This is a genomic window from Paenibacillus sp. Y568, assembly GCF_059445545.1.
Map to the genome: position 1 here is coordinate 1 of NZ_JCAIUM010000024.1, position 11,603 is coordinate 11,603.

The following is an 11,603-nucleotide window of genomic DNA, read 5'->3' on the forward strand; positions in this document are numbered from 1 at the left end:
TCAGAGTTACCCTGTGCTCGTCCTTCTTTATTCCAACTGGTGCTACCATGCCTTATCAGTGCTATAGTCGCCATATAGTGCTCCTTCAATGTTTAAAATAGATTTGCTGATCTTTCTGATAACTACTAATCTACGAACTCATCTATCCCTCCTCTACAGCTAGATAGGTGAATTCGTATATATACCTCTCGTAGTGTGATAGACGAAGCTACTCGTCTTCTACAAGATCTGTCATACGATCCAGTGGGCTCTGGATGCGACGGATATCTTTGATGCTGACATGAGTGTAGATTTCGGTTGTCTTAGAGCTTGCGTGACCTAGCAGTTCCTGAATATAGCGAAGATCTGTGCCATTCTCAAGTAAGTGAGTCGCAAAAGAATGCCGTAATGTGTGAACTGTTGCGGGCTTAGTTATTCCTGCCTTCTGTATGGCTTTCTCAAATACATGTTGCACAGAACGTTCCGATAGGTGATGATCAAGACCCTTCCCTCCAGGAAACAAATAACCGACTATAGGTTGATTATCCATGTAATGCTGTAGTAGCGTATAAGCTGCAGTAGAGAGAACTGTGAATCGATCCTTAGCTCCCTTTCCCTGACGAATATGAATGGTTTTACGTTCAGGGTCGATGTCCTGTTTGGTTAAACGTACAGCTTCACCTATTCGTATACCAGAGGAATAGATCAATGCTAGTAAAGTACGGTGTTTTACATGTTCCACGGACTTCAGCAATCTAGCTACTTCACTTGTAGAAAGGACCACGGGAAGTTTCTTTTGTCGCTTTGGCCTAATCCATTGTTTCAAATCACTACGTCCTAATACCGTAACATGCCAGAACCGAAGAGCGCTTACCGCTTGGTTCACATAAGAAGATGATCGAGACTCTTCGTACAGATTCAGTAAATACTCCCGTGTATGCTTAAATTCAGCATCTCTTAACGGAATCGGTAGCGTTCGTAAATAGCGTTCAGCGTGACCGATATATGCTTTTTGAGTCTTGAGGCTATATCCTTTCAATTTTAAGCTCTCACTCAGTCTTTGCAATGCAGCCTTCTCATCCCCGGATTGAAGCTGTAATAGTTCTGGAAACTGCTCTCCCAATTGAGTGTTTCTCAACTCTACAGGCATTTCCCTCAATACATTACACAGTAATAGAATGGCTGATTTCGTCCCAGGAATCACCCAGCATTTATCAGCGGCATTCCATTTCCGACCGGGAACACTTCTAATCCGCTTAATCCAATCCTCAATATATGGCGTTTTTACAATCACATCACCATTCTCGGCGCAATCCAACATAACATATTGACTTGATGAATATACATTCGCTCCACTCATTCCATTATCCTCCAATTCATTGATATGTTCCACCCTCACAAACTTGAACAAAGCAATCAGTTTTGTCGTCCTTTAGGTGGTTAGGCTAGCGAGGTAACCGCCTCTTCGAGAAATGTAATAAATGTGTAGTGTGTGGAACATGTACCTCTTAATACTTCAAAAAAAAGACAGATCGCTCATTAGAGCAATCTGCCTTCCGGTGCTACCGCAAGTCCATTGGTTTGAAATGGTTTCATATTATTATCTTTTTAATCTCTTATTTATCCAAGCACCCTACCTACACACCCCAATGCTTCGCAATAAAAGGATCTCTCCCCGATTGTTCGCGGTCTTCCTTATAATGCTTGGGATTCTTATGGTGATAGTCCTGATGATATTCCTCTGCTTCGTAGAACGTTACGGCTGGGATAATCTCCGTCACAATTGGACCACTGAATCTAGCACTTGTAGCTACCTGCTCTTTAGACGCAAGTGCAGCTGCATGTTGTTCTTCATTATGATAGAAGATCGCTGTGCGATACTGTGTTCCTCGATCTTGGAACTGCCCACCAGCATCGGTGGGATCGATCTGTGGCCAGTAGAGTTCAAGCAACTGTTCATATGGAAAAAGGGCTGGATCAAATGTGATCTGCACCGCTTCATAATGACCTGTCGTTCCTTTTTTAACCTCTTCATAGGTTGGGTTCACTGTTGTACCTCCGATGTATCCAGATACAATGCCATGAATACCCGGTAATTCCTCAAAAGGTGTAACCATACACCAGAAGCATCCTCCAGCAAACGTTGCTTTCTCCATGTTCCTTACATCCTCTCTGTTGTCTTATCTACGTGAGGTTTGAGCGAATGCTTGAAGAAATCAGACCACAAAGGCTGAAATCTTTCATCTGAGGACTTTACATCCACTGTCCTTACCACAGAACTTTAACATCTACTGTCCTAACAACGTAGGTTTCTCTATTAGTTTGAAAGACTCTGTGCCTATCATAATATCTCTACCAATCAATTTATCCGTCGCGAAATCTGGTATGGCCACTGTAACCGAGTTCTTGTAATCCGCTAAGTTTAAGGTAGGTGTAGGTTTCTCTGTTTCCGTCGTTCCTTCTACTGAACCAGTAGTACCCTTGGTTCCTGTAACCCCGTCTACCTTATCCGTAGTCTCAGATCCCTTACCTGTAACCCCATCCCCCGTTGGTTCTGAGTCTTTACCTGTAGCCACAGCGTCCTTATCGGTATCTCCGGTTACTTGATCTGTTGTATCATCAGTCTTACTTGTATCTCCTGGTTCCTTACTAGCTGTATCTACATCCTTAGCTGTATCTCCAGCACTCTGATCTGCTGTATCTGCTTCTTTACCTACATCTCCAGATCCAGATGGATCAGACACCTTATTGGCATCCCCAGCACCTACGTCCTCAGTACTCGTTGCCGTCCCAGCATCCGGTACAGCGGTACTATTATCATCAACACTTGTGTCTGGATCTACCCCTACTTCACATTTGACTTCAGGCGTTAAGCCTTCCAGAACCTCTGGATTAGTACCATCCGTTGACGCCAGTGTAATACTGCTAGCATCAAAAGCCTCACAAGTGCCGGCATCCTTGAACAAGAAGACAAGCTGACTATCTTCTACAGTACCCTCCGCAGATTTCACCGGTTCTGCATACACTACGATATCATCCGAGATAACCTCAGGCACAACTGGAGGCGTTGGAGTCGCAACAATCTCCGGTTCTTTATCAAATACACCCGCTGCTTTGAGTCCGAATAGGCCACCAACCACGACGACAAGTAAAATTCCTGCAAATACAGAAGTACGAATCAACTGTTTACGATTGCGGCGAATGAATTTAACGAAAGGTGTAGACAACTCAATTTCAACTTTGGCATATACGGATTTAAGTTTAGGTTTCGCAGCGTGAAAGTACTTCTTCACTAGATCCTTCTTCTTAAAGGCTTCTCTATCATAATTTTTAAAATAAGAAAGAATAGCTGAAGCATACGCCGGAATAAGACCTCTTTCTCCAGTGAACATATGCTGTCCCGCAGACCATTGAATGAATTGATATACAACTTCATGATCTTTAGCATGTCTCCGAATAAAATTCAGCAGTCCCGAGTAATTGACTCCAGCTTGTCCACCTTGATAGAAAGCCAGCGCCAAATGACTGAATTGCTCAGGTATAACCTGATCTTCTAACCAACGACAACCCATTTGTTGTACACGATCTAGCTCCATGGGGCTGAGTCCATCAAATACGCTCTCGTCAGGATGGTCATAACTGAACCATGCATAGGCTGCCAACATGACTGCCGCTTGAGACTTAATTCGAGCATCAAATTTAGCCGCCCATGACTTTACTTCTTTGCGTTCTTTTAGAAATTTAATATTTAATAGCTGTTGTTTCGTCAATACACCCAAATCTAGCTCTGTTAATAAAAAGAGATTCACCACGTAAGCAAGTTGGTCCATTAACTCGAAATCAGGAATCAGCGTACCGGGTCCTTGTGGAATTTCCCACTCTCTTTCGAGTTTCCGTTGCTGCTCCAACAGATTATTGACAGCGGTCACCGGGTCCGACTCATTACGTAACTTCGCTAGTAGTTGGGACTTCGCTAGATCAACGAAATAGATGTTTCGAGTTACCACAGGATGGTTCTTACCCCATACCCCAACCAATTGCATAACATCACTAACTCTAGATGCTTTCATATACTTCTCTAGTATATACGGTTCAAATAGTTGCTTCGTGAAACCACTGCTTAATACCATATCGAAAAAAGCCTTACTCAGACGCGGATTACTCTCGATCACCTTATAAAAGGAAGAGATCGCCTCTTTGCGCTTCGACGAGATAGCATGGCTAATGGCGACCATGAGATATTTAACAATTTTGGCTTCATTATGCTTACCGCAGACACGGTAATAGTCCTTAAATGCTTCCACAATAACGAGATCTGGCAACTGCCCCTGCTTAATAGCATCGAACTCTTGATCAAATCGCGCGAGGAAAATATCATTCAAACGCACTTTACTAGATAACGCATCTGGTGTTGGCATATACTCCAATAATCCACGTAATATGGTTCCTTTATTATTTACAAACAGTGATTCATTGCCTTCCTCAATCTGATAAAAGATAGACAACTCATTGTAGCTAGAAATGGCTGTTCTCCGCATCATATCCATATCTGCCAGCATCTCATCAGCGAACTGATAGAAACTCTCTGCACGATTGGGACGACCTAGATTACTCCAAGCGAAATCTAAATAGGGCTGTTTCGAGGGGTCGATATCGACATTCAGCACCCGCTTCGACACAAGATCAAATGTGAAGTCCTTCTCGACATTTCGATCGCCCGGGCGAAGACTCCCTCTCTCGACGAACATGATATGAATTCCTTTTTTACTCTGAGGCTCATTAGCATACGTTAAGAACCCCAGTAACTTGCGAAAAGCATACGGTATACTGGCATATATCACTTCAAGTAGTTGCTTCGCAACTGTGGATATCTGTTCAGCTGGTACATCTAGCGCGATATATACTTTTTTCTTACCTGTAGTAGCTATCATCACTGCGATCAATAGTTGCTTGAACATCTTCTCATCGATATTTAGACTGGCAAGAATGCTCGCTGCATTCACAGATCTAATTGACCCCTTAACAGGTACCTCGATTAACTCAGGTATATCCAACCCTTGTTCAATATCATATGTTTCAGCGAAATCCGCATGTAGCCATGCTGAATAATCCCATAAAACCTCGTCTGAACGCTCGCTAGGAATAATATAGTTATGTGTAAAAAAGGCACTCCGAAGTCCCGTGAAATCTGCCGATTGATACACACTACGTCCAATAATCGTCTGACCGTTATCCGTATGATACAGATGCAACGCATCGGGGTACACAGTCTCATCTTTCTCACCACGTGCATACAATTCAGCTGGTGCATCGTATGCGCAGAAAGGATGAAGTGTTTTTTTGATAAAAGAATGATCTAACCCCTTCGATCTTGCGATCGTATCGAATCCTTCCGTTGATCGAAAGATCCCTCGCCGCTCCCGAGTATATAGCTGCTGTTGAATAGGTTGGGGAGTCGTGTTCTCCACTATTCCTCTCTCCCCTCAATATACATTAGTTGATAGAGTAGCCATATGAACGGTTCATCCACCCGAACCGGACTTGCCACTCCTTGTAACTTCTGGTCAACGGGGTTACTACCCAGTGCTGACACTGCGAAATACGCTGTATTGGAGAAATACACATCCATCGTTCCTTTAAACGGCCGATCGACCTTCTCTATGAAATGGCGGATTTCCCCGTCAATATTCTCGAACTCCGTCAAATTAAGCCATTTACGATGAATCATATTATTAAAAACATTACTATTCGACTTGATATACTCGCCCTCTTCGTCCTTCAACGAATGTAACATATCGCTCTTCGTCAGAACGACAGCGGTTGGAATATCCGTCTTCCCTTTATCTTCATAGGCAATGAAGTCTCCGAACATCGTGAGCACCACATCACGCGGCTCATCATATTGGGACACCCATCCGCCTTCGGTATCTCCGAATTTAATTCGAATCTTCTCGCGGATCGAGCGTATTTGTAATGGATCAACCATGAACAGAATTCCCGATGAATTCTTAATATGCTGACCATGTAGACCTAAATAATCTTGATCGACCATACCCTCACCCGCTACATCAAAGAATACAAGGGTAAGTGGTGGCTTGGTCTCATCTTTAAATACAAATTGAAAAATAAATGGCTCTTGCATCTTCTCTTTTTGCGTAGAAGCTAGCAGATCGCCACGTTCAAACAATGGTTCTTCGTACATCGTTCGGAACTTACGGCTAATCTCCGCATTCAATGGCATACAAGCCGCATCGAAATGATCCGCTGTTGTATTCTGTAGCGTATGAATCAGGGCCGTCATATACACGGACTTGCCCACTTGCGATGCACCCACGATGGAGATAATATTACTCGGTACTTTACCAGAAGTAACAGGCAACTCATTGTGACACTTCGGGCACAGTCTTCTACGGGTAAGCACACCATAACGGTCGTTTAGCCCAACTAGAACATTATCTGAATAGATCTGATGTTCCTCTGGAATGTCATTCGGATGGATGATCGCTTCAATGTCATCTACCGTGTCAAGTCCGAAGCGCTCGCGGTATCGATTCAATTCATCATCTTCCCCTAATGCATAATTCTCGTCATCTTCACGATGATGCGCCGCACGAAATACGACAGCTTCTGGCGTGAATTTCTCGAAACAATACGGACATACAATATCATAGAACAGCGGCTTCGGTTCCGCTTGTGGTTTCTTTTTGAACATATCGAAAATCCCCATATGCTTCCTCCTTAAAGTTGTGAGCCTCTTGTGACTGAAGATAATGGTGTGGATGGGTGGCGCTACGGTAACGGATTGTTCTTACGATCGCTGTTGACCTCGGATTTCTTGATTATATACCGCTCTTAGCGGTAGAAATCCGAGGTCAAAGGCGAACGCTAACGCTTCTACAGAACAATTCCGCTCCCTTCGCTGCAGCCAGCATTAGCCATTATTCTCAGTAAACATACCTCTCAAAACTTACGTCGTCATTTCCTTAAAAGCATGGACCTTCATGCTTCGCTTATTCCGGTCAATTTACAGATACAATACTTTACTTATTACATCACTACTCTGCTTTCTTCCCTACTCCGGCATTAACTCGTACAACTGGCCGTACGTAGGGCCGTCAGTGAAGAATATACGGACGAAGTCGTTCTTGCCTACCTCGATTGCGGGCAGGATGGTCTTGCCTGCTTCGAAATGTTGCACGAAAGGATACACGGTTCCATCTGACTTATTAGATGGATAACTACCCTGTTTCTTCACGTAGCATAGAACGTCTTTTGCCACGGGGACTTCTGTGGTCACCCGCATTTGAATGGTTTTATTTTTCTGGAATAATCCATGCTTCTGCTTAATCGAATATTTAATCCGCGCTCTTCCGGTACTGATGGCTTTACGATTCTGTCCATCCTCCTGAACAATGAGAACGGGTTCACCATGATCCATTGAACATGCAAACACCGTATACACCCTGCCACCAATGCCCTGAACTCGCTCATGGTATCCATTGTTCGCCTTATACTCATCTCTAGTGTACAGCTTTAGGCTATGGATTGCTGGTTGTTCCAACAAGGCTTCATCCGATGCAGCACGATGTATGTAGACTGCCTGAACACCTTCAGGCCAACGCCATCTTAGGATACAGCGATCTTCGTCCATTTGATGTACCAGTTCACGTATGATTGGCGTGTCTATATCCGCATGGATATATTGCATACCCACTTACCCCCTTACGACTAAAATCCTTTACTACTATTCTTCTTTCGCTCATTTCCATCTGTAATTACGCCCGCATGTCCGGGTCGATGTCTACCTTCTTGTATACGGCCATTTTCTTTCACAGGTACAACTAATGTAAAGATAGCAATGATACCCGCTATGATAAGACAGGCCAATAAACGGATCAGACTATCTTCCGGTGATTGTCCTGACAACCCAAATTCTAACACGATCCCTGCAAGGATCCCAGCTAGGCTCCCCCCAATACCGAAGCTCCGCGCCAGATAGCGGTTATCAAATACTAGACCGAGAGATACTCCAATGGCTGCACCTATTAGGATAATGGACACAATCCTTAACACTGCATAGTAGGTGTTGTCTTGTGTCGATCCCGTCCGTTCTGTGATGAGCGTGCGATCTCCGATTTTGTCATATAATCGTTGAAATGCGAAGGATAGATTATCTACATTATCTACGTCGATAAACTCTCCATGAGTTCGATTAGCAATCTCATTAAGTAATCTCGAACCATCCGAGTTGACGGCACTCATGCCAACCGTATTAATGACGACACCCTGCTGTTCGTAATCAACAAGTTCGGTATTCAAATCGATGTCACTGAAACCGTCCGAGAGAAGGATAACCATCGTTCCGCGTTCACCATCTGATGTGCCGTTAATGTGTAGCATCGATTCCTGAAGTGCACGAGCAATATCGGTTCCACCATTGCCTGCTTCAAGCGTATCAATAGTTGTAGAAACCTGGCGTTTAACCGCGGGGCTATCTACTAAAACAAAAGGCTGTACCAACTTCGCATCATCACTGAACTCAACGATAGCTACTCGTTTATCTTTATCCATTTGTCCTATAAGACTCTTAGCCGCTTCATAACGTCCATTGTTCGGATCCGTCTCCCGCATGCTACCAGAATTATCGATTACGAGTACAATATCTTTAACAGGTTTAACGCTTCCTATATTCAATCCATACAGAAGTTCAAGTATAAGTCCCAGCACGAATAACAGTCCTAACGTTGCAGGTACAAGTAGTTTCCATGAAGAACTAACATACCGTTGTCTCCAAGAGGGACCATTTAAACGAGGATCAATCATCTCAGCAATAAGACACATGAGAACGATACATAAAGCAACAACTCCACAATATAACCCTACCACGATGATACTTGGTAATTCTCCATAATAACGGCCCAGTATAACTTCTCCTATTACGCAACCAATGACACCACCAATAAGGCTGAACAACAGCATGAGAAGATTTATTTTTCGTTGCATTTTCCAACCACCTTTTCAACATGAATTATTATCGTTCAATTAGCGAAGCTCGGGAAGTAGATTCGGATCCAGGCCATGGAATTCATAGCCGTTCTCTAGGTAAGTTTCATAATACATTTTACCATTCCGATAATACATGAGGTCCTCAATATGGAACCCACCCATTAAATTCAACTTCTCAACTCCGCTACTCCGCTGCTCATGAACATAACCCAGTTTATAGATACGCGATGTATCATCAGCCTCAAGCGAGTAGCGAATAAATTCGCTCTCTGAATCTCCAAAGAAATATTTCTCTTCATAGCGATGTTCCTGCGTGTAATCCAACAACCGCACATTAATCGCAGCATGGTCCTCCAAAGTTCGATATAATTTCTTAAATAACTCATCTTTAGACAATACTTGAGTGTTACTATAATCTATCGTGACATTAGCACGGCGTAACAATTCCTCTTCAAAAGTCTGTGCAAAAGGTTCTGCAGTTAGGATATGATTACGACAGATGTGAATGAGTTTCGCTACCAATTGGTCCAATCCGGCATCCAGTAGTTGCGTCACACTCCCCAGATATCGATCTTCGAAAAAGACTGACGTACCACGCTTCGCCTCAATCTCTCGTACAACATCCTCGGTCACAACTTCGTAGTACTCCATAATATTCTGCCCAATATAGTCATCCGCGGTACGAATGCTCTCCAGAGCTGCAGCACGTAAGGTGCCTTCCAGTCTCTCCATCTGATCCACTTGCTGTTTATAATGCTTATGCATGCGACCCAGCTCGGCTTCCACACGCTGATGTAACTTAAGCTCGGTTTCTAATTGTAAAATATAAAGTTTTCTTCGATATATTGCATCGAGGAAAAATCGAATAAAGCTTCGCAAATTATGCTTATCCATAAGTGGCAGTCGGGAGAAAGATTGTTCCTCCACTATTCCCTGGTAACATTGCTCAAGCTCGGCCTTCGCTGATTGTAGCTCATTCGTTGTGTCACGAATAGTGCCTCGTAAATCCTCCATCACACTTCCCGATTGACCTGCATCATCGCTCCATTCCGCTACTTGGAAGAATTCAATCTGCGGTCGATCAAGGATTTGTTTCTTAACCGCTTGCGACAATTCCTCACCTGTCTGAACATGTTCTAAGCGAGCTTGAATTTCTTTAACATAATTGTCACGGAAATACGCCTCGCATCCCTCACCATACAGCTCATATTCCGCTTCACGAAGCGACATCCGTTTCAACGAATGAAAGCTTGTCTGATGCATCATAATACCAGTCATCTCTTCTAGCTTACTTTCATCTGGCATCGTCGCTTTTACGCTATTAGATATTGCCTGCGAATCAATCCCGAAGAATGCTAATTTTTCTTTATTGGTTAACTGAATACCCGTCTTCATGCGAGTAACCATTTGTTTATAGAAATGGTACAACACCGTCAGTGCAATCGATTGGTTGGGACGTTTCACTTTGGAGAACCCCGCAGATACGAACCCTTCCCGACCTGAATCTGACTTGATATTACTTTTAAAAGACATGTTATTATAGTTCCGATTGCTTGATTGATGCTGAACATCCTTCAGCTTACGGTTTTTCAGCAAATTGACGTGACAGATAATCTCGTAGTTGTCCTGCATTTCATCGAATGAGGAAATCCCACGTTCATTCTTATCGGACAATAAATATACCAATTCAAAAAGTGGAGACGGTGCATGCGTCACAGGAATCGATATCCCATCCTCGGTAACATGAAGATTGGCTGAGAATGTAAAGTCATTTTGTTGCATGTATTCGAGTTCACGAAGAAAAGCTACACCTACCGAATGACTGTATCCGAAAGCTTCGACCTCTTTCTCGCTAATTAACCCATACAAATCCATCTGCACAGACTTAAAAGACTGGCTAAAGATGGATTTGGTTAATAACGATATTTCCGGTAAGAACACATTAAGCGGGTCATCGACCCGCGTAATGAAAGTAAGATGGATTCGATCGAAGGAAGAATACATTCGACCGAAATCCGCTATGTTATGACTAACCTTTCGTAAAGTCCGATTCAACTCAAATAAATGGTGTTCATTCTCATAAAAGCTCTTATATTGATCTTTACGTAAGCTCTTAGCACCACCTATATTTGGACTTACACCTGTATGTGCACCTACATTGGGAATTGCATTTGTACTTGTACTTCCACTTGCAGTACAGGTGCCTTCACTAGTGATAGAACTTGCACCCATCTCTGTTGGCCGAGGTAGTTCGAACCGAGTCAGACGCGGATGAGTAAGTACGCCTTCACGATCAGTGCCCGACAGAGAGCCAGAACGATAACCTGATGATAGATCACCCGAAGAACTCAGGGAACTAACGGAACTATCATTTTTATCGCTATGGTCACTCTCTTTCTGACCCTCGGAAGCAATGTGTACGTACATTACACCCGCGCTATTGTCCCATTTCTTATCATGAATGGCCATAATAGGTTCAATCGCATCAGACACTTTGTCTCCGAGAAACACAAACACAGCAGGGTAGTGAATGCTGCTCTGATCATCTTCTCGTCCATCAAGCTTCTCTTCTGCAATGGCATATTCCGTAGCGTACTTTTCTAGTAGTTCCTTCATGA

8 protein-coding genes are annotated in these 11,603 nt (G+C 43.4%); all 8 read right to left on the minus strand.

Annotated elements, in window-relative coordinates; all coding sequences use genetic code 11:
• On the minus strand, positions 1-74 hold a 74-nt coding region (locus AC1D7X_RS23125; protein ID WP_495476202.1), incomplete at its 3' end, for a histidine phosphatase family protein.
• A 134-nt stretch (positions 75-208) separates the two neighbouring features.
• Positions 209-1,339 carry a tyrosine-type recombinase/integrase gene (locus tag AC1D7X_RS23130; RefSeq protein WP_495476184.1) on the minus strand — a complete coding sequence of 377 codons (1,131 nt, stop codon included), beginning with the start codon at positions 1,337-1,339 and terminating at the stop codon, positions 209-211.
• A gap of 277 nt (positions 1,340-1,616) precedes the next feature.
• Complete coding sequence (gene msrA / locus AC1D7X_RS23135) at positions 1,617-2,135, minus strand: peptide-methionine (S)-S-oxide reductase MsrA (protein ID WP_495458563.1); 519 nt, start codon at positions 2,133-2,135, stop codon at positions 1,617-1,619.
• A 132-nt stretch (positions 2,136-2,267) separates the two neighbouring features.
• On the minus strand, positions 2,268-5,447 hold the full coding sequence (locus AC1D7X_RS23140; protein WP_495476185.1) for a GAP1-N2 domain-containing protein: 3,180 nt from the start codon (positions 5,445-5,447) through the stop codon (positions 2,268-2,270).
• Positions 5,447-6,706, minus strand: coding sequence for a hypothetical protein (locus AC1D7X_RS23145; protein ID WP_495458561.1), 1,260 nt, complete (start codon positions 6,704-6,706; stop codon positions 5,447-5,449). Before AC1D7X_RS23145 ends, AC1D7X_RS23140 begins: the two co-directional genes overlap by 1 nt.
• A gap of 345 nt (positions 6,707-7,051) precedes the next feature.
• A complete protein-coding gene (locus AC1D7X_RS23150; RefSeq protein ID WP_495476186.1) occupies positions 7,052-7,687 on the minus strand; it encodes a beta-mannanase in 636 nt (211 codons plus the stop codon).
• A gap of 20 nt (positions 7,688-7,707) precedes the next feature.
• Positions 7,708-8,982 carry a vWA domain-containing protein gene (locus tag AC1D7X_RS23155; RefSeq protein WP_495458559.1) on the minus strand — a complete coding sequence of 425 codons (1,275 nt, stop codon included), beginning with the start codon at positions 8,980-8,982 and terminating at the stop codon, positions 7,708-7,710.
• A gap of 39 nt (positions 8,983-9,021) precedes the next feature.
• Complete coding sequence (locus AC1D7X_RS23160) at positions 9,022-11,601, minus strand: transcription initiation factor TFIID (protein WP_495458558.1); 2,580 nt, start codon at positions 11,599-11,601, stop codon at positions 9,022-9,024.
• Positions 11,602-11,603: the final 2 nt, after the last annotated feature.